The sequence below is a fragment of the Thalassotalea piscium genome, assembly GCF_030295935.1.
Taxonomy (GTDB): domain Bacteria; phylum Pseudomonadota; class Gammaproteobacteria; order Enterobacterales; family Alteromonadaceae; genus Thalassotalea_B; species Thalassotalea_B piscium.
In genome coordinates this window covers 3663690-3686741 of the sequence record NZ_AP027362.1, presented here as the reverse complement: position 1 = coordinate 3686741, position 23052 = coordinate 3663690, and the positions used below count along the sequence as shown (strand labels likewise).

Here is a 23052-nt window from a genome sequence, read left to right as displayed (position 1 = left end):
AATTCAAGTGAATAAATTGAATTCGCTTTTTAATCCACTATGTAGCAAAACGCTATATGAAATTAATGACGATCAGTTATCTAACCATTGGGTAAATAATAGTTTTTTAATTAAAGGCTTGCCAGTTTCTTTTTGCAGAATACTTTTTACCTTCTCTTCACATAATTTCTGAATTTCAAATCGACCATTAATTGACTTTATTTTAGCTTCTGGTTGCTGGCCAATTATATTAATAATGGCATCTCTTAATAATGGAGCGTGATGCTCAACAACTTCATAGTTTGAAGACTCTTCAATCATTAGTTCTACCGTAAGCCTGACATAACCCATTTTTTTCTTAACGGCGACATAATTGGTAATTATTTCCGGTTCGAAGCCAAAATAAGCATAATCAGCTGTGAATGCCTTATTGGTAAAAAGTAGCATTAATAATGAAGGTAACAGTAAAGAAAGCTTTTTCATTGACTCACTTACAAAGCAATTAAACAGATGCATTTATCATAACCTGAAATTGAAATAATGCGAAACTAATCAGATAAACTTTGTTTGTATGGTACAACAGATAATTATGAAAGTTCAGCACATACAAATAAAAGCTGATATGATATTGCCCGTTATTTAGCGCTAAGGTTTGTTGCGTTTTAATTTTAGTATTTGCTATCGGCTAGTGTGAAGATAACGAAACGAAAATTATACGTTAACTTTTTTAACGATGTTAGGTTGAGAAATAGCCTCTTGGTTAGTCTTAAAAGAAACGTTACGTATTGTTGCTAATAACGTGTAGGTCGAAGCGACAGGTTTCATTAAGTACCTTGAGTACCCGTTTTTTAAGTGCAACAAGACAATAAACTGAAAGATCAATAGAGCTTAATTACCCTTAATATTATGCAGCATCACCATTCACTTTTTCCGGTTAACTTACAAGCACAGTGGCATAAAGCTGAAGGTGTTGAGTTAGAACCAAGCCTTTTAAATTGGTTACTTGATGCCAATTCACTTACCGCAAGGCTTAAAAGTCATTGTCAACAATTTCGAGTACAACTGTTGGGCCAGAAGGTTGAGCCTTGCCACCCTAAAGAAGCCAATCAAGACATTTATTCAGGTGAAGAAGTACTAGTGCGTGAAGTATTGCTTTTTTGTGATGATAACCCACAAGTTTTTGCGAGAAGTTTAATTCCGTTACGTTCGTTAACGGGTAATGAACGCCAGCTAGCAGAGCTAGGTGAGCAATCTTTAGGACAAGTGTTATTTAATTCACCAAATTTATTTCGTAAAGACATTGAAATAGCAAGTTTTAGCGACAACAGTACTGTATTTAAATTTGCATCTACCTACGTGTTGCCTGAACTGAAGCAGCTATGGGGGCGTAGATCGGTATTTATGTTAGGAGAAAAGCCGTTAATGGTTGCCGAGGTTTTTCTACCAGGTGCTTATGCTTATAGCCAAGAGAGCAATCAATAATGTCATTATCTCATCATACTTTCTTTGGTATAAAGTGGCAGGCGATTAAACAAATTACCCGCATCGATAAGCCAATAGGCACCTACCTATTACTTTGGCCTACTTTTTGGGCGTTATGGATGGCTGCAGATGGTTTTCCGAGCCTACATTTACTTGTGGTTTTTTCACTAGGTGTATGGATTATGCGAAGTGCTGGCTGTGTAATTAATGATTACGCTGACAGACATGTTGACGGTAAAGTAAAACGAACAGAAGCAAGACCATTAGTTACAGGGCTAATGACAGAGCAGCAAGCATTAAGTCTTTTTGGGTTTCTTATTGGTAGTGCATTTGCACTGGTTATGACACTTTCTTGGTACACCATTTATTTATCTTTAGTTGCCCTGTTACTCGCGGCAAGTTACCCATTTATGAAACGCTATACACATCTACCACAAGTGGTATTAGGTGCGGCCTTTAGTTGGGGAATGATAATGGCATTTGCTGAAACACAAGGACAAATACCCACGCAAGCATGGCTATTGTTTTTTGCGAATTTACTGTGGACTGTGGCTTACGACACCCTTTATGCCATGGTTGATCGCGACGATGATGTTAACATTGGCGTAAAGTCTACAGCAATATTGTTTGGTAAACATGACAAGCGTATTGTTGGCTTTTTGCAATTACTAACATTAGCATTACTGTTAACGTTAGGTGAAATTATGGCCTATGGCTGGCCATTTCAATTGAGCTTAGTTATTGCTGCCGGTTTTTTCTGCTATCAACAAATGCTGATTGTTAATAGAGAAAGAGATGCTTGCTTCCGTGCTTTTTTAAACAACCACTGGGTTGGCTTGGTTATATTTCTTGGGATATGGGTTGAACACTTATAGATAATGCCAATATAACTCACTATATTGGCGTAAATTTTAATTGTTCTAATGTCGTTAATGAAACTGGTATAAAACAGTACCGCTCTATCGAGCGATACTTTGTAAAACACTAATATCAATTAAATTTGCAGTTGAATTTTTCAATACATCTAAAGTGCTGTTTGCGATCAGTTTGCCATTATCATCTACCGCAATAAACTTTGTATTTCTCATTGTTTGAATTAATAACGCTTGTGCCTTTTTATCAACAAACTCTGGGGCGTTAATGTTATTTAACACAGATAAGCGCTTGGCAATAGAAACCACTTTTTCTTCTAACTCTGACTTGCTAACCGGCGCAAGCCGCTTAACTAACGAGCAAATAATAAGAATTCTTTGCAGCGACTCATTAGCACATTCACTTAATAAAGCAATGTTAGCTTTATTATTGCTGTTGTTAATAATTGACCAAAACCCGGCTTTAGAGCCCTTAATAATGTTTAGTTCTTGCAGTGCTAATAGCATTTGATCAACTTGTTGACTTATTACTTCTTCGTTTTGCCATAAAAATAAATCTGTTCTGAGCACGCTAATAAAACGACTCACTTCTCGGTTGAGTGTTTCAGTATTAATTTTTGAGTTATGTTCGAGTATTCGACAAACCAATGCAGGCAGCATAAAAGTATGCAAAATATTGTTACGGTAATACCTCATTTCCAACGTTGCCGACTCGGAAAGTGAAATAATATCACCAAAACTATCTTGATTAACTTCCACTTTATCTAACGCGATAACATCGTCTAACAATGATTTACCTGAGCATGAAGGAAACGTAAGTTGGTCACTATAAGGCGCTAACTTTTGAATCGCTAAAAAGAAATCTAATTGATTTTCTAGCTCACTACGCGCCATCGCTTTATTTTTTGTAGCATGCAGAATTAACGCGATTAAAGATACACCATTGAGCGCGGCGCACTTATTAATGGCAATCATCACTTGGTCGGCAAGTAAATTTACTTTGGGTGTTAGCCAGCTTGGTTTTTGTGGATCAATAGGGTCAATATCATTTTTCCAATCAGGCACATGTTGTGTAAGGTATTGGTTAATATTAATTGGTTCACCAAAGTTTACATAACCTTTACCATAGTTGCGTAAGTTTTTAATCGCTTTAAACACGCCAAAAATAGACTCATTTTTCTTTTTACTTCCGCTTAACTCTTTATGGTAAGTACCCACTTCCATAACATGCTCGTAACCTAAATATACTGGTACTAAGGTAAGTGGGCGATCAATACCGCGCAATAAACTTTGTATGCTCATTGCTAACATGCCTGTTTTTGGTGCGAGTAATTTACCTGTACGACTACGGCCACCTTCAGAATAAAACTTAACTGAATAACCCTTTTCAAACAATAAACCCAAGTATTCACGAAATATTGTGGAATATAAGCGGTTGCCTCGAAAACTACGACGAATAAAAAATGCACCTGCTTTTCTAAAAATAGGCCCAGCAGGCCAAAAATTTAAGTTTATGCCAGCAGCTATTCTTGGGGTTACTAAACCTTGCTGATAAATAATGTAAGTTAATAGTAAATAATCCATATGACTTCTATGGCAAGGTACATAAATAATTTCATGGCCTTCATCAGCTAAGTTTCTTAGCGTGTTGGCGTTACTAACTTCAATGCCATTGTATATTCGGTGCCAAAGCCAATGAAGTACACGTTCACCTACGCGTATCATTGATTCTCGATAATCGCCGGCGATTTCATTCATTATTGAAAGCGCTTCTTTCTTAACCTTAAGGTATTCTTTTTTATCCCCGTTTGACTCATCTTCAAGTAGCTTTTTAATGGAAGGGTTTGCCAATAATGTTTTGAACATTTGTTGACGGTGCATTAATCTAGGGCCTGTAGCTGCAATTGTTTGACGATAAAAATGGAAGCGAGCGACACGAAGCAATTTTTTAGACGTTCTTTTACTTACACCAAACTTATCAGCCATGTAACGAAATGAAACACCTTCACTAAAGCGCACCATGGTATTGCGACCTAAAAATAGCACAATAAAAAATTTTCGTAGCCAAGAAGGAGATTCTTGATCTGCCAATATGGTACCAACGTTGGCGTTACGTTTTTCTTTATTAGGCTTTCGACCCCAAACAATATTCACAGGTACTAATTGCGCGTTAATTTCTGGGTCTAATTGATGTTGCTTTAGTATTTCAGTACCTTCGGCTATTGCATGGGTATGATCAGGTTTACGCCATTTAAACAACGGTGTTGGTTTTTCTAAACAAAGTGTTCGATTAAAATAGCGCCCATTAATGTTAACTTGTGCAAGTGGGTCAGGCAGCGCTAATATTTTGCAAGTTTTTTGAAGTGCTAATAAGTCACTAGCAGACTGATTTCTTACGATATAGAAAATAGGTTTTTTAGTTGAATGTGAAGCAGTGTCTAAATGATCTTCTTTAACAATTCGACATTTAACTAACAAACGAACGGGAAAAGTTAACAATAAATAAAAAAGGGTTCTCAACAGTGACATTTAATTTGCTCGTTGTTATTTATTATTTTAATGATCTATTAAGTATATGATCATTAAGCGGATAGCGGACCGGGCTTGCTTTTGTTATTGAGTTATTAACAGCTCAAAATAAGTGATTATAACTGCCCCAATGAAGGTATTTTACTCTGAGCTGATAATAATACCAAGTAGCTCGTTTAATTATCTCAATAATGGCTTTTTACTTAACCTGAGTTCTAGATAACGGATGTACGAGCAACATCGAAAAAGCTATATTTTTCATTCACTTGTTATAAATTAATCGTATTGCTTATGTAGTTATATTTCAATGTTATAAGTGTTGAGTGAATCAAGGCAAGTATGCGTAACTAATAGCGAGCTATAAGTAGCAAATTAACGGTTTTTTAGTTCCAGACAAAAACCAAGTACCTACGTCCATGCAGGCAACGTAGATACGCGCAAAAATCGTAACATTGACGTGCATAGCTTATCCAGAATTCAGGTTACTTACCCACTTTTACGCTAAACATTCGATAAAACATGCTATCTTGAGCCTACTTTAATGATACTAATGCCAATAATAGCAATCTCACTAACTATGTGATCATTTCTACTGGCTAAAACAGTCAACTACTGCGTTATTTATTTTTTAATTGCCCTGAACAACTAGTTATGAATTAAAAGCCTTGTATTTGACTGTTTTCACTGCGTATAAAATAGATCACTTAATTAATGAAACAGGTATAAGAAGACAAACGCTTCTTTAAGCCAATTAGTATCCGTTTTAAAATGGCCTATTCAATGACTAAAATTGCAATTTTTGTTGACGTTCAAAATATTTACTACACCACGCGAGATACCTTTTCAAAACAATTTAATTATCGGCAGTTTTGGCAAAAAATAAGCAAGCAAGGAGACATTGTTATTGCTAATGCTTATGCCATAGAGCGCTCTAATGATGACCAACAGCATAAATTTCAAAAAGTGTTGGGCCATATAGGTTTTGATGTAAAGCTTAAGCCTTTTATTCAACGCTGTGATGGCTCCGCAAAAGGAGATTGGGATGTAGGTATTACTATCGACATTTTAGAGTCAGCACCAATGGTAGACAAAGTTATCTTACTTTCTGGTGATGGAGACTTTGATTTACTCATGAAAAAAGTACGCGATAAGTATGCTGTTAACACTCAAGTTTATGGTGTTAAACAGTTAACGGCCCTTGCATTAATGAACGCTGTCGATGAATTTATAGAGATAGATCATCAGCTTTTACTGTAAAAAGCTAACAATCCTTTTTTTTACATTTCAATTCATATAAAACAATAACCTACGGCAAAGTGTAACAAATTGTTAACGATTTTGTTGATTTATTTTTATTAAATATTTGTTTAATTTTTGTTAAATATCAAAGTTTCGTATTATTGTTTATCTCCCTAATACAGAGATGTATTTTGACAAAAAATCTATAACGAGAATAAAAATAAGGGTACATATGAGAAATAACTATATTAAGTATATTGTTGCAGCTTCATTAGGCGCATTATCAATTAATGCGGCTTATGCTAGTGATGTAAAGATTGAAGTAGCAACAGAAAATGGCACTCCAAGCTTTATTAAGGGTGACCTAGGTAAAATTAACGCAGCACCAACATCTGCTTCTGTTTTGGGTTTGTTAAAAGCAAATAGTCAGTATGCATTAAATGGCAATGAAGCATTCAGTGTAAAAGAACAGTGGATTGATAAACTAGGTAAACAACATTTACGTTTAAATCAAACAATTAATGGACTACCCGTTTATGGCACCAGCTTAACAGTACACTCTTCTGTTAAACTTGGTGGCTTAAAAAGTTCGGTAGAGAAGAACGATGTTTATGCCATTACCGGCACAGTGGCTTCTGCAAAATCAGAGTCAAAAAGAAAACTAATTGCCAGTTCAGCAACGGGTGACGCAAAGCGAGTGAAACAACTTGCTGCCGGGTTCGGTAATGTTATCTCTGAGCCAACAAAAGTTTATGTTTACCTCCCTGTAAAAGAAGAAACAATATTAGCTTGGAAAGTTGAAGTAGAATGGAATAATGGCGGTGATGATTTTGGTCGTGACATTTTATTTTATGATGCTAACTCTTTAGCATTCGCAACACGTCATGCACAGGTGCACAGTGCTAAATCTTGGAAAACTTATGATTTACAAAATAGAACACAAAATTATGCACCAGGTGTTTTACGTTGTACCAACAACCAATACTGTGGCGACTCATCAGCTCAACGCGCACACGACGGTGCCGCTATTGTTTACGATTACTACTTAGATCGTTTTAACCGAGACAGCATTAACAACAACGGTTTAACAATGGTTTCTAGTGTGCATTTAGGTAACAATGTTGCTAATGCATACTGGACAGGAAGCCAAATGATGTACGGTGATGGCGACGGTCAAATGTTAAGTGATTTAACACTGAGCTTTGATGTTATTGGCCACGAGCTAACGCACGGTGTAACACAATATACTGCGGGCTTAATTTATAACAATGCATCAGGTGCATTGAACGAAGCATGGTCTGATATCTTAGGTGTTGCTTCAAAAGCCTATCGCGACGGCACTACACAAGGTGATTGGTATTTAGCTGAAGAAAGCTATACACCATACACAAGTGGCGATGCTATGCGTTACATGCATAATCCTACTCAAGATAACTACTCACGCGATTGGTATCCAGATCGCATTCCATTTACTAGCAACCCAAATGGTTCAAATGACCAAGGTGGTGTTCATGGTAACTCAGGTATTGCCAACTTAGCCTTTGTATTGTTAAGTGACGGTGGTAAGCATCCTCGTAATAAGTCTAATGCTCAAGTACCTGCGATTGGCCTTTTAAAAGCCGAGCAAATTTTTTACCGTGCATTAACTACTTACATGAACCAAAGCACTAACTTTTTTGGTGCAAGAAGTGCAACTGCCCAAGCTGCCCAAGACTTATATGGCTCAGCAGAAAAAACAGCAGTTGAAACTGCTTGGTGTGCAGTTGGTGTAGGCGAGTGTCCAGACACAACACCTGGTCCTGTTACAGGGCAAGAACTTGAAAATGGGGTAGCCGTAACTGGTATTTCAGCTGCAGCTAAAGTTGAAACATTTTTCACGTTAGACGTTCCAGCAGGAGCAACTAATTTAGTGTTCAATACCACTGGTGGTTCTGGCGATGCAGATTTGTTTGTTAAATTTGGTAGTGCACCAACTACAGGCTCATATGATTGCTCAAGTAGAACATCTAGTAGTAATGAAACCTGTTCTATTTCTAACATACAAGCGGGTACTTACCATGTAATGGTTCAAGCATGGAACCAAATTAGTGGTGTTAGCTTAACGGGTAGCTTTGATAGTGGCTCAGGCGGTAATTTAGACCCAATCAGTGTTTCTGCATCTAACATTTCAGTGTCGGCAGGAAACTGGGCGCGCTACACTTATGTAATGCCAGCAGGCTATAGCAGCATGACAATAGCTACCTCTGGTGGCACAGGCGACGTTGATTTATATGTGAACTTTGGCTCACAATCAACTAGCTCTACTTATGACTGTCGCCCATATAGAAATGGTAACAATGAAAGCTGTACCTTCCAAAATCCTTCATCTGGTACTTGGTATTTAGATATTTATGGATATAACTCAGCTTCAGGTGTAACGCTTAGTTTAGAAGCTAACCCTTAATCTATTAAGTGGTAAACGTTAACATCTAAATCTATAAGGGCAATATTTATTGCCCTTATTTTTTAGGTAAACAAATTGAGCCTATTAGGTCGTCAATTCACTTGGTTTTGCTGTCAAGCTCCATTGAACAACCTGACACGCTAATAACGAAACCAAACAATAAGCGGCAAAGTAGTAAAAGCCTTGCCCTACCGCAGAAAGGGTCTCGCTACTCATTTGTAAATTAATATTGAAACCAAAAATATTGAGTTGATGCGCTGAAGTGGTTTCTGCGTGGTTGGTTGATAAAACCGCTAAAAAAATAGCTACAACAAACACATCTGCCATCGACCACTTACCAATAGCACCAACAAAGTTAACGAGGCGTTTTTCTAGTAAAGTATGTTTTTTGAAGTATGCAATAAGGAGCAAAAAACTTTTTAATATTGGAATACAAATTGAAAATGCAAAAATTAAAATTGCTACTAATACACGCTGATCAAGCCAAAGCTCCTCAATCGTTCCAATTAACGATAACTCTTTATTAACAATATCTGTGTTAAGTAAAGACGTACCAATGCCCGCACTCAGTGTCATATCTAAAGAAAACATAGGTAACAAAATACCTGGTATAAATAACGCGATAGCGAAAATATTTAAAATAAAGCCGATATGTTTAGTCAAGAAAGTGAACCTTAAAAAAGCTTGATAAAAGTGTATGGTATATTGCTTTTATAAAGTAATAAACACAAAACAACTACACCTTAACTTTATCAACCAATGAAAATTATAGTTAAGTTTAGCTCGGGTTAAGAGATAAGTTAATGGTCTGAAATTACTAGACTTGTGGTTGTAGCAACTCACTAGCTTGATAGTTTTTCTTAATTCAAGGCAAATTCATTAAGAATAATTATTCTATTGTTTATAAATTTAACACAGAAGTAAGGAAAAATAGCTGCTAGAGAGCTATTAATTATCCCGAGTTCAGGTTAAGTTATATTAAAAAGTCCTTTTTTTACTGGTTATTAAGCGTAATAAGCTATTACTAATAACTAAGAGTACCGCAATTCCAAAGCAACTATAGCTCCATAATTGTTCTTGATTTATCGACTCATTTAATAAAAATACTGCTACTAGCATCATTAAAATAGGCTCACCATAATTTAGCATGCCAAAAACTGAAAAATTCAATCGGGTTGATGCAGAAACAAAAAAGAGCATTGCAGTAGTGCTTAATAAGCCTGAGCCTAATATCAATAAAACTCCCCAGTTAATTGTGGGTAGTAAAGGTAGTTGCTGCTGGTTTGCAACATATAAGAGCAATAAAGCTATGGGCATTAGTAAGATATTTTCAGCAACAAAATTTGTTGTTGTTGCAACTTTATATTTTCTGCGCAAAATAAAATATGGTGGATAGCCTAAACAGATAAGTAGTGTAACCCACGAGAAAGAATGTCTTGTATATAGCTCAACACAAACACCTAATATGGCGGCAACCATGGCGAGCCATAATAGAGGACTCATTTTTTCCTTTAAATAAAACCGCCCCGTTAAGCTAATTGTAATCGGCAACAAAAAATATCCCATAGCAATATTGATAGTTTCACCATTCACCGGTGCCCAAAAAAATACCCACCACTGTAATGCCACCAAGCATGAAGTTAAACACGTTGTTAATAATACTTTTGGTTGTGTGAATATAGGCTTTAAATCAGATAGCTGTTGAATAAAAGCTAATAGTAGTAAACCAAAACCTAGCTGTGTTAATACTCGATAAGCAAATAAAGAATTACCATCTATCGGTGATAAAAATTGTAAATAATAAGGAAGGAATGAAAAAATAACTATCGAGCCTATCATCATTACATAGCCCTGTAATTCTTGTTTAGCTGTGATAGTTGATGGCATGGTTACTCTCTAAACTTTACCGTACATAGAATGTGGGCAACAATGCTTGAGAGTGATACAGGTGTCAATGAAAAGACGGTAATTTACGATTAGCTATTAGTAATTTAACCTGAATTCGGGATAAGCTAAGTTCACCAAAGCTACGATTTTTACGCGTATCTTCGTTGCCTGCATGGGCGTAGGTCCTTGGTTTTTGTTTGGAACTAAAAAACCGTTAATTTGCTACTAATAGCCAGCTATTAGGTACACAAATCAGCCTTGATTCGCACAAAACTTATAGCATTCGTAGTAAAAATGCATATAGAGCTTGTGAAGAAATAATTTAATACATTGAAAACATTGCTTTTTCTTTTTTTTGCACACATTCATTATCCCGAACTCAAGTTAATTTATTACTACCGTTTCACTATTTTGCTGATTGAATTTATGGCCAGAAGAAAGAGGGCAAATACAAGTAAAGACAAAGCAATTACTTTATTAAGAAATTAAAAGGGATCCCTAAAAGGTAACCCCTTTTATAATATTGCATTACGGTTGTATTTTACGTCGTAAACTTAAGCCTAGAACACCTAAAGCGAAAATAGCAAGTGTAGAAGGTTCAGGTACGGTAGAGACATTACCGGCTTCATAAGTACTTTGGCCGACTGTTACAGTAAGGTTTTCAATAAAATAGCCTGCAGAGTTTGTAAAGTTAGCGGCAGTATCTCCAAAAATAACATTAAAACCAAAATTACCACGTGGTGCACCTGTGCCAACACCTGCCGTAGGGCCGATTGGACCATTAAATAGCGTAATATTATTTGAAAAATCAGCAAGAGATACATTTGCGCCATCTTTTTGGAGATATTGATTCACTCTACCGCCTGTTCCAGAATCAAATAACCAATCAAAATTACTACTTGGGCCAAACTCAAAAATTTTCCATTCTAGTCGTGTTTGAAAGTTAGTGCCCATATACGCATTTTCTGAAGAAATTACCGCATAGTTTGAACCATCTGTAACCCACATATTTAAATAAGGATGATTACCTACAGCATTGGGATCAGTTGTCCAATTAGTACTAGGGTGTTGATCTTTGCTGTACATTTTTGCAGCGATGTATTTGGTGTTTATACAAGGCTGAACTTATGTAATGGGGTTGTTCCCCATAAATAAGTGAAAACGCCGTAGAAAAACCAAAGAGGCGCTGTCCTACGGATACGTTTAAACATGATTTACTTTTCGTTCTAGCTCATTTATGTAGAATACTACACTTTATTTGCTACGCCTCAATTAAATCATGTTTAATTCGTACAAAATTTGTACTCGAAAGTTCAACACGCCCTAGTAAAAGAGTTAATTTGAAAGCCGTTAAAAGCATTTGTTCCATAACCTACTTTTTGTCCGCCCCTTGGAGTTATGGCATGAAAGCCGTCACCAGCGGCATTTTCAGTGATCATTAAATCACTATCGTAGGGGGCTGATATTGTGCCATTTGCATTACGAATTTTAAATGTTTCAAAATCAATAATGGTCGCTGTAGCGCTAAGCGATAAGCTAAGGACTAGAAGGGTTAAAAGTGGTCTAAATAATTTTGCAATTATCATATTGTGCTCCAAAGTTATATTTTAAACTGTGTAATACCAGTTTCATTAGTTAAGTGATCTATTTTATACGCAGTGAAAATAGTCAAATACAAGGCCTTTATTTTCATAACTAGTTGTTCAGGACAATAATGCTGCTGCATTGTCCACATAAGCTACATCCATGTAGCGATAATTATAAAATAAATAACGCAGTAGTTGACTGTTTTAGCCAGTAGAAATCATCATATAATTAGTGAGATTGGTATAATGGGCAACCTAATACGAGGGCAAGTTACAGCGTCTTACTAAGCTATTTCTATACCAATAGGTAAACATCAATACATTCAATAGCCTATTTATTCTACTGAGAAGCAGAAATAATAAGTGTAAAGAATACTGACAAATTTAATGAGTGTTAAAAGAGCACTTGTGTTTATTAACAGTCTGTATACAATAACAGTATTACTGTGCAGAAATACAGGAAACTGTTATGACCGAGCTACGCCCTTTAACATCAAGACAACAACAGATTTTTGACTTGATTAAAGAAAAAATATCAGACACTGGTATGCCGCCAACGCGTGCTGAAATTGCTAATTTCTTTGGTTTTAAATCAGCTAATGCAGCAGAAGAACATTTAAAAGCGCTTGCTAAAAAAGGCTATATAGAGATGTTACCAGGTACGTCTCGTGGTATTCGATTAGCCGAAGAGTTTAATGAAGATGCTGGTTTGCCATTAATTGGACGAGTAGCTGCAGGCGAGCCTATTCTTGCTCAAGAGCATGTTGAAGAACACTACAAAATAGATGGTAATTTATTTCATCCTAGTGCTGATTATTTATTAAGGGTTAGCGGCGAGAGTATGAAAGATATAGGCATTTTCGATGGTGACTTACTTGCCGTTCATCAAACAACAGATGTACATAATGGCCAAGTAATTGTTGCTCGAGTTGAGAGTGATGTAACGGTTAAGCGTTTTAAGCGTGAAGGTAATATTGTTTACTTACATGCTGAAAATGCAGATTTTTCGCCAATTAAAGTTGATTTAACTACGCAGCACTTTAATGTTGAAGGTGTTGCTGTAGGTGTCATTCGCTCAGCCGACTGGATGTAACATCAGAACATACAAACCTTACTGATTTAACAGGCTTTTATATAACTAAACTTAATAAAAGCCTGCTTTTTATATGATATTCCCACCAAAAAGCCAAACATCTACATTTTATCTTTTATATTAAACAAATTTGATTAACCAGAGTGTTTTTTGTACAAAATATACACAGTGTCACTTTGTTGTTATAAAAAATAATTTTATTTGATTGTTTAAAACTCGAACAATTAATGCAGGCCATGCATAACAAGGGTTTTGTTGTTTTAGAGTTAGTACTCTATTGTTGTAAAAGACCTTTTTATAAAATCTTTGTAGATTTTTGATTTGACGTAGATCAACTTTTAAGTAATTCTAGAGTAGAAAATAACCAAAAATAATAATAAGGCGAATTTTAAGGTGATTAAAAATTCGTCAAACAATAACTACAATAAATAATAGAAACTAATGCATTAGATCTGAGTATTACTGTGTAGCACGGTTTTTAACCTGGAGAGGTGAGGAGATGTCGAGTGAAAAGACGTAACCTAGGTTGGCTGTTACTGGGCGTGTTAACCCCTAGTATGGCTTGGGCAGAAAAAAAACTAAATCTAACAGAGGGTGTTACAGATATAAGTAAAGAAGTTTATGACTTACATATGCTTGCTCTTTATATTTGTACGGTTATTGGTGTAATAGTCTTCGGCCTGATGATTTGGTCAATGATATTTCACCGTAAATCTAAAGGCTTTAAGCCAGCAACGTTCCATGAAAGCACAAAGGTCGAAGTTCTTTGGACCGTTATTCCCATAATAATCCTTATTGCTATGGCAGTTCCTGCAACAAAAACACTTATTTCAATGGAAAACAATGATGACTCGGATCTCACTATTCAGGTAACGGGTTCTCAATGGAAATGGCATTATAAGTATTTTGACCAAGACATTGAATTCTATTCCATTTTATCAACACCTAGAGCGCAATACGAAAACCAAAGCGGCGAAGTTGAAGCTAAAGGTGAGCATTATCTACTTGAGGTAGATAAACATCTAGTGATCCCTATCAATAAAAAAGTGCGCTTCTTAGTCACGTCAGACGATGTAATACATGCGTGGTGGGTGCCAGACTTTGCGGTTAAACAAGATGCTAACCCCGGCTTTATTAATGAAGCATGGGCAATAGTAAATGAACCCGGTATTTATCGCGGCCAGTGTGCTGAGCTTTGTGGTAAAGATCATGGTTTTATGCCCATAGTGGTTGAAGCAAAATCTGAAGAAGACTTTGCTGTTTGGTTAGAAGAGCAACACCAGTTGAAAGCTGATGCTAAAGCAGCTGAAGCAGCTTCACTAAATGCGTCATTGAGTAAAGATGAATTAATGCAAATTGGTGAGCAAACCTATATTGCTCATTGTGCTGCTTGTCATCAACCAACAGGTATGGGTTTACCTCCTGCTTTTCCTGCACTTAAAGGTAGTGAATTTACAACATCGGGTAGCATTGAAGATCATATAGATATTGTTGTTCATGGCCGTTCAGGTACCGGTATGCAAGGTTATGGAAAGTTACTTAGTTTGAAAGAAATTGCTGCAGTGGTTACTTATGAGCGTAATGCTTGGGGTAATGATACCGGTGATTTAATACAAGCGGCTGATGTTAAGGCATTATCAGGCAGTGATAATTCAGCCAAAGTTACTGACACAGTTGAGGAAGTTGCTAACGACTTGGAAGCCTTAGCTGCAGATAAGCCAAGTGAAGATTTAACAAAAGAATATACATTAAATGAGTTGGTTGCCATGGGTGAACGAGTATACAACACATCATGCGCGGCATGTCATCAACCCACCGGAGCTGGATTACCGCCAGCCTTTCCAAGCTTAATTGGTAGCCCAATTATAATGGGTGATGTAAGTGCTCATATTGATATGGTTTACAATGGAAGTAAGAAAAACCCAGCGATGGCTGCTTTTAAAGGGTCATTATCTAAAACTGATATTGCTGCAGTAATTACTTTTGAGCGTAATGCTTGGGGTAATAATACCGGTGATGTTGTACAACCCGCAGACATTGATGCTGCAAGTGCTAAGTAGGAGGAAGAATAATGACTACAGAAGCTATTCACGACTCGCATGAGCACGATCATCATGATCATAAAATGACGGGTATTAAACGTTGGTTATATACCACTAACCATAAAGATATTGGTACCTTATACCTTTGGTTCTCATTCATCATGTTATTGGTTGGTGGTGCGTTAGCAATGGTTATTCGTGCTGAGCTATTTCAACCGGGGTTGCAATTGGTTGAACCAGACTTTTTCAATCAGCTGACAACAGTTCATGGCTTGATCATGGTATTTGGCGCGATAATGCCTGCCTTTACAGGCTTTGCTAACTGGATGATACCAATGATGATTGGTGCGCCAGATATGGCACTTCCTAGAATGAATAACTGGAGCTTTTGGATTTTGCCTTTTGCATTTTCAATTTTGCTTTCTACTTTCTTTCTTGAATCGGGCGCGCCAAATTTTGGTTGGACATTTTATGCACCGCTATCAACTACTTATTCAAATGGTAGTACCGCATTCTTTGTATTTGCTGTTCATATAATGGGTATTTCATCAATAATGGGTGCGATTAATATTGTAGTAACCATTATGAATATGCGTGCTCCTGGTATGACATATATGAAAATGCCATTGTTTGTTTGGACATTCTTTATAACGGCTTACTTATTAATTGCTGTTATGCCAGTGCTGGCAGGCGCGGTAACTATGGTATTAACAGATACTTACTTTGGTACAAGCTTCTTTGATGCCGCTGGTGGTGGCGATCCTGTAATGTTCCAACATATATTTTGGTTCTTTGGTCACCCTGAAGTTTATATTATGATTTTGCCTGCTTTTGGTATCGTATCTACTATTATTCCAGCATTTTCGCGTAAAAAGTTATTCGGTTATAGCTCAATGGTATACGCAACCGCCTCAATTGGTTTGTTGTCATTTCTTGTTTGGGCGCATCATATGTTTACAACGGGAATGCCGCTTTTTGGTGAGCTTTTCTTTATGTATTGTACGATGTTAATCGCTATTCCTACTGGTGTTAAAGTATTTAACTGGGCTGCAACTATGTGGCGCGGTTCAATGACTTTTGAAGTGCCAATGCTGTTTTCTATCGCCTTTGTAATTTTATTTACTATTGGTGGTTTCTCTGGCTTGATGCTAGCGTTAACACCGGTCGATTTTCAGTATCATGACACCTACTTTGTTGTGGCACATTTTCACTATGTGTTAGTAACAGGCTCATTGTTTTCGATTTATGCTGGTGCATATTATTGGCTGCCTAAATGGACTGGAAACATGTATAGCGAAGGCTTAGGCAAAACACATTTCTGGTGTTCATTAATTTCAGTAAATATACTGTTTTTCCCAATGCATTTCTTAGGTTTAGCGGGGATGCCGCGTCGTATACCTGATTATGCCTTACAGTTTGCAGACTTTAATAAATGGGTGAGTATTGGCGGTTTTGCATTTGGACTATCTCAGTTAATTTTCTTAGCTGTAGTTATAAAGTGTATTCGTGGCGGCGAAAAAGCCCCTGCTAAACCGTGGGATGGTGCGGAAGGGTTAGAATGGACAGTACCAAGTCCAGCGCCTTACCACACATTTGAAACACCACCTAAAGTTGACTAATAGGTAATAAAAATGAGTACTGAGCAGAACCAAAATACTGTTGATAAAAATCAGCAAGCCAAAGCTAAAACAAAAACCGTTAAAAAATTGGTGCTTGTTGTTTTCGCGATGTTTGGCTTTGGCTTTGCTCTAGTACCCTTATACGACGTGTTTTGTGACATTACAGGTTTAAATGGAAAAACAGCAACAACTGCGGCAAATATTAATGAAAGTGGTATTGATAAGAGCCGTGTTGTTACTGTGCAGTTTATCAGTCGAACAGCTAAAGGAATTCCTTGGACGTTTGAACCGATGATAAACGAGATAAAAGTTCATCCTGGTGAAATGAAGCTTGTTAAGTTTTATGCAAAGAATGAATCGTTGAATGACATTATAGGTCAAGCTGTACCTTCAGTTTCTCCTGGTCAGGCGGCTGTTTATTTTCAAAAAATTGAGTGTTTTTGTTTTAACCAACAACCATTAAAAGCCCATGAAGATATCGAAATGGCATTACAGTTTTACGTAGATACTGAATTACCTGAAGATGTGTCGACAATTACCTTGTCATACACGCTATACGATATTACGGGAAAGGTTGAAACATAAAGGTTTTCGCTTAAAAACAGGGGAAAGTTATGACAACAAAAGAATACGAAGCTTATTATGTACCCGCTCAAAGTCATTGGCCTATTGTCGGGGCGGTTGCACTGTTTTTAGTTGCTATTGGTGCAGCAAATTATGTTACTGATATAAAGAATGACCAGTCAGGGTTTGGCGGTTATGTACTAATTGCTGGCATTGCATTAATTATCTATATGTTATTTGGTTGGTTTAATAATGTTATTAATGAATCAATGTCTGGAAAATATAGTGCCCAAATGAGCAGTTCATTCCGTCAGGGAATGAGTTGGTTTATATTTTCAGAGGTGATGTTCTTTGCCGCATTTTTTGGGGCATTACTTTATGCGAGGGTATTTTCGGTACCTTGGTTAGATGGTGCTGGCAATAATGCGATGACAGGCCAAGTATTATGGCCAGAGTTTAGTGCAACATGGCCGTTAATATTAACCCCAGGTGGAACCGAAACTACAGGTATGGGATGGTATGGATTACCATTAATTAATACTATTTTATTATTAACATCATCAGTTACCGCTCATTTAGCCCATGTAGCGCTAGAGAAAGATAACCGTGGTCAGTTAAAAATGTGGCTAGGTCTTACCGTTGCACTTGGTGTTGTATTTTTGTATTGCCAAGGATTGGAATATGCACATGGCTATGCAGACGAAATGAAGCTTTATCTAACTAGTGGTATTTATGGTAATACCTTTTATATGTTAACCGGCTTTCATGGCTTGCATGTAACACTTGGTACTATCATGTTGTTTGTAATGCTTATTCGAGTATTTAAAGGTCATTTTACGCCTAAAAACCACTTTGCGTTTCAAGCGGCAAGTTGGTACTGGCACTTTGTTGATGTTGTTTGGGTACTATTATTTGTTTTTGTTTATATCTTGTAGATGTAAACAACGAATAACGCAATGGTAACGCGCTATTAAGTTAATTAGCGCGTTGTTAAAAAGGTCGAGGGTTAGGGGTTATTACGCCAGTTAAAATGCCAACGAGTAGCAATATGACAATAACGACTGACGTCATAACTCTGCGGCCAATAAATTTTGACATGCTCGGTTGATTAGGGTCGTTTTTATTCATTAAGAATAAGGCTCTAAACAAGTTATAAATCATAAAGGCAAGTAAGCCTATAATAATGATTTTAATAATCATATAACCCCCTCTTGTTATAGTTATTATGTTATTCGGTAATATATGAAGTTAACTGATCTACGTAGTTATATTAGCCAACTAAACTGGCTTATGGTTACTTTTACTTTGCTTGTATTTGGCGGATTAATCAAGCTTGGATTTTGGCAAAGTGATAGAGCGACTGAAAAAGAGCAGCGTTTAATAAGTATTGCGCAATATCAATCGCAACCCGCGTTGAACTACCAAGCACTAGCAAAGGTAATGGGTCAATTAAACAATATTAATGATTTACCATTACAATTGTCAGGAGAGTTCGACCCAAAGCACGTATTTTTGCTAGACAACCAAACTAATCAAGGGCAACTAGGTTATCGCGTTTTACAGGCTTTTTCATTTGAGGGGGTAAATGCTTTAGTTAATTTAGGATGGGTTAAAGGTTCACGTAACCGCAATGAAATGCCACAAATAAAAGCATTGAATGGTCAATACACAATCAAGGGTAATATTCGTATAGTAGATAATACCATTGTATTAACAGCGCAAGACTATACCAAAGTTAATTGGCCACTTAGGGTTCAACAGATTGAGCTAGGAAAGTTTTCAACCCTAATTGGCAAAAAATTATTGCCCTTTGTCATTTACTTGGATAAAACTGAATTAATTGGTTTTGAGAAGAACTGGCAAGCTATTGTTATGCCGCCCGAGAAACATCGAGCCTACGCTTTTCAGTGGTTTAGTTTAGCCATAGCTTGGTTAATATTAATGGTATATTCGAGCATTTACTGGGCTCGACAAGATAATAATAATAAAAAGGTGTGATATGTCTGATTTTAAATTAACAAAGTCTCGACAGTATTTATTGCTAGTAGTAGGAGTGTTTGTTTTACCAATTATTTTGGCAAAATTGGCACTGGTTGATAAATGGTTTGATTATGGTGTCACCAATCAAGGTGAGTTAGTATCAAATGAACTGACTTTACAAGATCTAGGTCTAACATCAGATCAATTTGATAAACAGTGGTTAATGCTCGTTAACTTACCCAACCAATGTGACGAACTTTGTCAAAGTACGCTCTTAGTTATTAATAATGCCTTTGTACTTCTTGGACAAGACATACCTAGAGTAACGCCAGTTGTACTAACCAAAACTAAAGCAACAGATAAAACACTTGAAGCTATGCATCACAGCAAATGGCAGTCAGTTCTTTTACCAGAGGCAACCAACGAGCAGTTAGCGCATCAGCAACTTTTGATTGTTGACCCTCTCAATAATGTTGTTTTGTCTTACCAACTACCTACCGATAAAGACAAAGTGGCTTTGTTAGGCAATGCTATAGTGTCAGACATGAAGAAGTTATTGAAATATTCAAGGATTGGCTAATATGAACGGTGATAATAAAAAAAGCCTTAGAGTGTTAGTTTTAGTCAGTATTTTATTGGCCATAGTCGTTGTAAGTCTTGGTGCTTATACCCGTTTAACACATGCTGGATTAGGCTGTCCTGATTGGCCAGGCTGTTATGGGCAATTAGATGTACCCACAACCGAAGCACAAATTCAAAAAGCAGAAAGCGCGTTTCCTGATCGTCCAGTAGAGCCCGAAAAAGCTTGGAATGAAATGATACATCGCTATTTTGCAGGTGCACTAGGGCTATTTATTCTTGCGATCGCTTTGCTTTCAATTAAAAAGAGAAAAGAAGGCGTGCCTGTATTATTGCCGCTGCTTATTTTATTGGTTGTTATTTTTCAGGCAGCACTAGGCATGTGGACAGTAACCCTAATGTTAATGCCAATTGTTGTAATGGGGCATTTACTCGGTGGCTTTACTACATTGTGTTTGCTGTTTTTATTGTATTTAAGGTTAGATCCGTTTCGTGTACCAGGAGGTGATATTCGACTTCGTGGCTTCGCCCGTTACGGCATAATAGGCATTATTATTTTAACAGTGCAAATTGCATTAGGTGGGTGGACATCATCTAATTACGCAGCGTTAGTGTGTGTTGAGTTACCTATTTGCCAAGGTGATTGGATCGCAGAATTAAATTTTGAAGAGTCGTTCGACCCTATTCCACCGCAGCGAAACAGCTATGAATTCGGTCATTTTGAGCACGATGAGCGCGTTACTATTCATGTGGTACATCGCATTGGTGCAATTATTACAACGCTTTATTTGTTGTGGCTTACCTTAAGTATATTTTTTAAAGCCTCAACATTTTTCTTCAAAAGCATGGCGTTAGCCGTATTAGCATTTTTAGGGGCTCAAGTTGGTTTGGGCATCAGTAACATTATTTTCTCACTGCCTTTAACCGTTGCAGTCAGTCATAACATTGTGGCAGCAGGTTTAATGTTAATGTTAATCGCATTAACGTATAGCTTGGCACGAAAAACATAGGAGGCATTATGGGTAATGTAACAGCGCAAACGCTTACTTCAGGTATTTCTTTAAAAACAAGCTGGCGTGACTATTACGAAATAACTAAACCTCGGGTAGTGGCACTATTAGTGTTAACTGCACTAGTAGGAATGTGCTTATCTGTACCTGGGGCAATTCCTTGGCAGATATTAATACCAGCGATGTTAGGTATTGGTATGTTATCGTCTGCAGCAGCGGCGATAAACCATATTTGTGATGAACGTATCGATAGCATTATGGGCAGAACCCATAACAGGCCATTACCTAATGGACGTTTGTCTACTAAAAATGCCGTGACCTTTGCTGTTTTTCTTGCCATTGCAGGGTTTATTATTTTATATGCTTTAGTCAATCCTTTAACTGCTTGGTTAACATTGTCGGGGTTGGTGGGCTACAGTTTTATTTATACCATGTACTTAAAACGAGCAACGCCACAGAATATTACTATTGGTGGATTAGCCGGTGCAATTCCGCCTTTACTGGGTTGGACAGCCATGACCAATGAGATCCACCCTAATGCGTTATTGTTAGTACTAATTATTTTTACTTGGACACCGCCACACTTTTGGGCATTAGCAATTCATCGCAAAGATGATTATGCCAAAGTAAACATTCCTATGTTACCTGTTACTCATGGGGTTAACTTTACCAAAACCCAAATTTTACTTTATACCGTATTATTGTTTATTGTGGGTTTGTTGCCTTATTTAGTTGGTATGAGTAATTGGCTTTATTTAATTGGCGCTGTAACGCTAAATTTAGGCTTTTTTGCTTACGCTTGGAAATTAAAGTTTAATGCAGGAGAGAATACAGCAATGGATACGTTTAAGTTTTCAATAATTCACTTAATGGCATTGTTTGTCGTGTTATTATTAGATCATTATTTACTTCCCGTTTCTTAACCCGTTATATAGGTAGGCGCTGATATTGTCATGAATAAACTATTAATTGTAATTGTTGCAGTGGTGGCATTGGCTTGTGGTGTATTTGTGTTTAAGTCGACATCGCAATTAGCGCAACCAGAGTTTTCACTTTATTATCAGCAGCCAAGAGCTATAAAGCCATTCTCATTAATTGACCATAAGGGAATGGCGTTTACTAATAACGAACTTAAAGGCAAGTGGTCTTGGGTATTCTTTGGTTATACCTCTTGTCCAGATGTTTGCCCTACTACTTTGCAAGAACTAAACTTTATATACGACGACCTCAAAGCAATAAGTAATAACAGCCAAGTGTTATTAGTGTCGGTTGATCCAATGCGAGATACTCAAGAAAAATTAGCACAGTATATTGCTTATTTTAATCCAGAATTTAAAGCATTAAGGGCTGATCATGGTGCGCTTTTTCCATTTGCACGTAATTTAGGGCTAATGTATGCAATTGCCGATGACACAACACAAGAAAATTACTTAGTTGATCACAGTGCTTCAATTGTACTCGTTAATCCAGAAGGTGAAATAGCTGCGATTTTTAAACCGCAGCATGAGCTAGGTCAAGTGCCTAGTATTGATGGAAGTGAATTAGTGAGCGACTTTGAAAAAATAGTTAAGCTTTCTCAATAGCCGTCATCAAACTTTCAAGCGCTTTGTAACCACCGCCTTTTTTGTTGTCTGTAGAGATGCGATCAACATAGTATTTACGATGGCGCTTATCAGCATCAGATAGCTCTAAACTGATTGACAATTCTTTAGCTGATAAAACTTTTTTAAACATCTCCATTGAAACATCGTAAGAGTTTATTGAAGTTAATGTGTTTTTTGGCGTATGCTCAGAGTAAGGCAAAAGAGGACGATAGCTTGTTTCAACTTGCCCGCTAATTAATGGTAATGCTTTACCATCTACAACTAAGTTAGCTTCTTCAATAGATACGCCTGAACTGTATTCAACTACTAGTGTTACAACGTCAGGATTTTCTTTATCCCACTTTGCACCTAATCTAGAGCATTTATTGTTGTTAAGGCATAAGTTAAATCGTGGTTCAGCGTTAACTACAGCCACTTGATTAGTATCGTTTATTTTTACTTCAGGCTTAACTTCTGCGGTAAGTGATGAACAGCCAAAAGTTGTTGCTAACAGTGTAATTAATAAACTTGGTATTTTAAAACTTTTCATAAATATCCCTTTTCT

Annotated in this window: 23 protein-coding genes; 14 read left to right on the top strand and 9 right to left on the bottom strand. The window is 36.9% G+C overall.

The window, feature by feature from the left end:
* Positions 1 to 72: 72 nt before the first annotated feature.
* Entirely contained in the window at positions 73 to 462 is a 390-nt protein-coding gene (locus QUD79_RS16445) for a flagellar basal body-associated FliL family protein (protein WP_184423631.1), read from the bottom strand.
* Positions 463 to 885: 423 nt separating this feature from the next.
* Here QUD79_RS16445 and QUD79_RS16440 point away from each other — a divergent pair, with 423 nt between their 5' ends.
* Positions 886 to 1461, top strand: coding sequence for a chorismate--pyruvate lyase family protein (locus QUD79_RS16440; protein ID WP_184423632.1), 576 nt, complete (start codon positions 886 to 888; stop codon positions 1459 to 1461).
* On the top strand, positions 1461 to 2336 hold the full coding sequence (gene ubiA / locus QUD79_RS16435) for a 4-hydroxybenzoate octaprenyltransferase (RefSeq protein ID WP_184423633.1): 876 nt from the start codon (positions 1461 to 1463) through the stop codon (positions 2334 to 2336). The genes QUD79_RS16440 and ubiA overlap by 1 nt, the downstream gene beginning before the upstream one ends.
* A gap of 84 nt (positions 2337 to 2420) precedes the next feature.
* Here ubiA and plsB read toward each other — a convergent pair whose 3' ends face one another.
* A complete protein-coding gene (gene plsB / locus QUD79_RS16430; RefSeq protein WP_184423634.1) occupies positions 2421 to 4862 on the bottom strand; it encodes a glycerol-3-phosphate 1-O-acyltransferase PlsB in 2442 nt (813 codons plus the stop codon).
* Positions 4863 to 5642: 780 nt separating this feature from the next.
* Between plsB and QUD79_RS16425 the strand changes: the two genes are divergently transcribed.
* Positions 5643 to 6119 carry an NYN domain-containing protein gene (locus tag QUD79_RS16425; RefSeq protein WP_184423635.1) on the top strand — a complete coding sequence of 159 codons (477 nt, stop codon included), beginning with the start codon at positions 5643 to 5645 and terminating at the stop codon, positions 6117 to 6119.
* Between the two features lie 214 nt (positions 6120 to 6333).
* Complete coding sequence (locus QUD79_RS16420; protein WP_184423636.1) at positions 6334 to 8544, top strand: M4 family metallopeptidase; 2211 nt, start codon at positions 6334 to 6336, stop codon at positions 8542 to 8544.
* An 84-nt stretch (positions 8545 to 8628) separates the two neighbouring features.
* Here QUD79_RS16420 and QUD79_RS16415 read toward each other — a convergent pair whose 3' ends face one another.
* The 5 genes from QUD79_RS16415 to QUD79_RS16395 form a co-directional block, all read right to left on the bottom strand.
* Positions 8629 to 9207 (bottom strand): paraquat-inducible protein A, encoded by a 579-nt coding sequence (locus tag QUD79_RS16415; RefSeq protein ID WP_184423637.1) that lies wholly within the window; start codon positions 9205 to 9207, stop codon positions 8629 to 8631.
* Positions 9208 to 9522: 315 nt separating this feature from the next.
* On the bottom strand, positions 9523 to 10431 hold the full coding sequence (gene rarD / locus QUD79_RS16410; RefSeq protein ID WP_184423638.1) for an EamA family transporter RarD: 909 nt from the start codon (positions 10429 to 10431) through the stop codon (positions 9523 to 9525).
* Between the two features lie 528 nt (positions 10432 to 10959).
* Positions 10960 to 11517 (bottom strand): PEP-CTERM sorting domain-containing protein, encoded by a 558-nt coding sequence (locus tag QUD79_RS16405; RefSeq protein WP_184423639.1) that lies wholly within the window; start codon positions 11515 to 11517, stop codon positions 10960 to 10962.
* Positions 11518 to 11744: 227 nt separating this feature from the next.
* The gene (locus QUD79_RS16400) at positions 11745 to 12017 is read right to left on the bottom strand and encodes a hypothetical protein (RefSeq protein WP_184423640.1); all 273 of its coding nucleotides are present in this window, start codon (positions 12015 to 12017) and stop codon (positions 11745 to 11747) included.
* Between the two features lie 14 nt (positions 12018 to 12031).
* A complete protein-coding gene (locus QUD79_RS16395; protein WP_281401817.1) occupies positions 12032 to 12166 on the bottom strand; it encodes a hypothetical protein in 135 nt (44 codons plus the stop codon).
* Positions 12167 to 12486: 320 nt separating this feature from the next.
* Between QUD79_RS16395 and lexA the strand changes: the two genes are divergently transcribed.
* The 5 genes from lexA (at position 12487) to QUD79_RS16370 (ending at position 18270) form a co-directional block, all read left to right on the top strand.
* Positions 12487 to 13110, top strand: coding sequence for a transcriptional repressor LexA (gene lexA / locus QUD79_RS16390; RefSeq protein WP_184423641.1), 624 nt, complete (start codon positions 12487 to 12489; stop codon positions 13108 to 13110).
* Between the two features lie 557 nt (positions 13111 to 13667).
* The gene (gene coxB / locus QUD79_RS16385) at positions 13668 to 15170 is read left to right on the top strand and encodes a cytochrome c oxidase subunit II (RefSeq protein WP_184423731.1); all 1503 of its coding nucleotides are present in this window, start codon (positions 13668 to 13670) and stop codon (positions 15168 to 15170) included.
* A gap of 11 nt (positions 15171 to 15181) precedes the next feature.
* Entirely contained in the window at positions 15182 to 16771 is a 1590-nt protein-coding gene (gene ctaD, locus QUD79_RS16380) for a cytochrome c oxidase subunit I (protein ID WP_184423642.1), read from the top strand.
* A 12-nt stretch (positions 16772 to 16783) separates the two neighbouring features.
* The gene (locus tag QUD79_RS16375) at positions 16784 to 17356 is read left to right on the top strand and encodes a cytochrome c oxidase assembly protein (RefSeq protein WP_184423643.1); all 573 of its coding nucleotides are present in this window, start codon (positions 16784 to 16786) and stop codon (positions 17354 to 17356) included.
* Between the two features lie 29 nt (positions 17357 to 17385).
* A complete protein-coding gene (locus QUD79_RS16370) occupies positions 17386 to 18270 on the top strand; it encodes a cytochrome c oxidase subunit 3 (protein ID WP_184423644.1) in 885 nt (294 codons plus the stop codon).
* A gap of 55 nt (positions 18271 to 18325) precedes the next feature.
* On the opposite strand, the gene QUD79_RS16365 is transcribed toward QUD79_RS16370, so the two are convergent.
* Entirely contained in the window at positions 18326 to 18535 is a 210-nt protein-coding gene (locus tag QUD79_RS16365; RefSeq protein WP_184423645.1) for a DUF2909 domain-containing protein, read from the bottom strand.
* A gap of 42 nt (positions 18536 to 18577) precedes the next feature.
* Between QUD79_RS16365 and QUD79_RS16360 the strand changes: the two genes are divergently transcribed.
* The 5 genes from QUD79_RS16360 to QUD79_RS16340 are packed head-to-tail and all read left to right on the top strand — an operon-like array spanning position 18578 to position 22487.
* Complete coding sequence (locus tag QUD79_RS16360; RefSeq protein ID WP_184423646.1) at positions 18578 to 19333, top strand: SURF1 family protein; 756 nt, start codon at positions 18578 to 18580, stop codon at positions 19331 to 19333.
* A 1-nt stretch (position 19334) separates the two neighbouring features.
* Positions 19335 to 19895: a redox-active disulfide-containing membrane protein gene (locus QUD79_RS16355; RefSeq protein WP_184423647.1), complete on the top strand. Its 561-nt coding sequence runs from the start codon at positions 19335 to 19337 to the stop codon at positions 19893 to 19895.
* Between the two features lies 1 nt (position 19896).
* Positions 19897 to 20904, top strand: coding sequence for a COX15/CtaA family protein (locus tag QUD79_RS16350; protein ID WP_184423648.1), 1008 nt, complete (start codon positions 19897 to 19899; stop codon positions 20902 to 20904).
* An 8-nt stretch (positions 20905 to 20912) separates the two neighbouring features.
* Complete coding sequence (gene cyoE / locus QUD79_RS16345; protein ID WP_184423649.1) at positions 20913 to 21827, top strand: heme o synthase; 915 nt, start codon at positions 20913 to 20915, stop codon at positions 21825 to 21827.
* Positions 21828 to 21857: 30 nt separating this feature from the next.
* Complete coding sequence (locus tag QUD79_RS16340; protein WP_184423650.1) at positions 21858 to 22487, top strand: SCO family protein; 630 nt, start codon at positions 21858 to 21860, stop codon at positions 22485 to 22487.
* Here QUD79_RS16340 and QUD79_RS16335 read toward each other — a convergent pair.
* Positions 22471 to 23037 (bottom strand): hypothetical protein, encoded by a 567-nt coding sequence (locus QUD79_RS16335; protein ID WP_184423651.1) that lies wholly within the window; start codon positions 23035 to 23037, stop codon positions 22471 to 22473. The genes QUD79_RS16340 and QUD79_RS16335 overlap by 17 nt on opposite strands.
* Between the last annotated feature and the right edge of the window lie 15 nt (positions 23038 to 23052).

Coding starts and splice junctions, on each gene's coding strand:
- QUD79_RS16445 (WP_184423631.1), bottom strand. CDS start 462: ATGAAAAAGCTTTCTTTACTGTTACCTTCATTATTAATGCTACTTTTT.
- cyoE (WP_184423649.1), top strand. CDS start 20,913: ATGGGTAATGTAACAGCGCAAACGCTTACTTCAGGTATTTCTTTAAAA.
- QUD79_RS16350 (WP_184423648.1), top strand. CDS start 19,897: ATGAACGGTGATAATAAAAAAAGCCTTAGAGTGTTAGTTTTAGTCAGT.
- QUD79_RS16405 (WP_184423639.1), bottom strand. CDS start 11,517: ATGTACAGCAAAGATCAACACCCTAGTACTAATTGGACAACTGATCCC.
- QUD79_RS16355 (WP_184423647.1), top strand. CDS start 19,335: ATGTCTGATTTTAAATTAACAAAGTCTCGACAGTATTTATTGCTAGTA.
- plsB (WP_184423634.1), bottom strand. CDS start 4,862: ATGTCACTGTTGAGAACCCTTTTTTATTTATTGTTAACTTTTCCCGTT.
- QUD79_RS16420 (WP_184423636.1), top strand. CDS start 6,334: ATGAGAAATAACTATATTAAGTATATTGTTGCAGCTTCATTAGGCGCA.
- QUD79_RS16440 (WP_184423632.1), top strand. CDS start 886: ATGCAGCATCACCATTCACTTTTTCCGGTTAACTTACAAGCACAGTGG.
- QUD79_RS16365 (WP_184423645.1), bottom strand. CDS start 18,535: ATGATTATTAAAATCATTATTATAGGCTTACTTGCCTTTATGATTTAT.
- QUD79_RS16340 (WP_184423650.1), top strand. CDS start 21,858: ATGAATAAACTATTAATTGTAATTGTTGCAGTGGTGGCATTGGCTTGT.
- QUD79_RS16370 (WP_184423644.1), top strand. CDS start 17,386: ATGACAACAAAAGAATACGAAGCTTATTATGTACCCGCTCAAAGTCAT.
- ubiA (WP_184423633.1), top strand. CDS start 1,461: ATGTCATTATCTCATCATACTTTCTTTGGTATAAAGTGGCAGGCGATT.
- lexA (WP_184423641.1), top strand. CDS start 12,487: ATGACCGAGCTACGCCCTTTAACATCAAGACAACAACAGATTTTTGAC.
- rarD (WP_184423638.1), bottom strand. CDS start 10,431: ATGCCATCAACTATCACAGCTAAACAAGAATTACAGGGCTATGTAATG.
- QUD79_RS16375 (WP_184423643.1), top strand. CDS start 16,784: ATGAGTACTGAGCAGAACCAAAATACTGTTGATAAAAATCAGCAAGCC.
- QUD79_RS16395 (WP_281401817.1), bottom strand. CDS start 12,166: ATGTGGACAATGCAGCAGCATTATTGTCCTGAACAACTAGTTATGAAA.
- coxB (WP_184423731.1), top strand. CDS start 13,668: ATGGCTTGGGCAGAAAAAAAACTAAATCTAACAGAGGGTGTTACAGAT.
- QUD79_RS16335 (WP_184423651.1), bottom strand. CDS start 23,037: ATGAAAAGTTTTAAAATACCAAGTTTATTAATTACACTGTTAGCAACA.
- QUD79_RS16425 (WP_184423635.1), top strand. CDS start 5,643: ATGACTAAAATTGCAATTTTTGTTGACGTTCAAAATATTTACTACACC.
- QUD79_RS16400 (WP_184423640.1), bottom strand. CDS start 12,017: ATGATAATTGCAAAATTATTTAGACCACTTTTAACCCTTCTAGTCCTT.
- QUD79_RS16360 (WP_184423646.1), top strand. CDS start 18,578: ATGAAGTTAACTGATCTACGTAGTTATATTAGCCAACTAAACTGGCTT.
- ctaD (WP_184423642.1), top strand. CDS start 15,182: ATGACTACAGAAGCTATTCACGACTCGCATGAGCACGATCATCATGAT.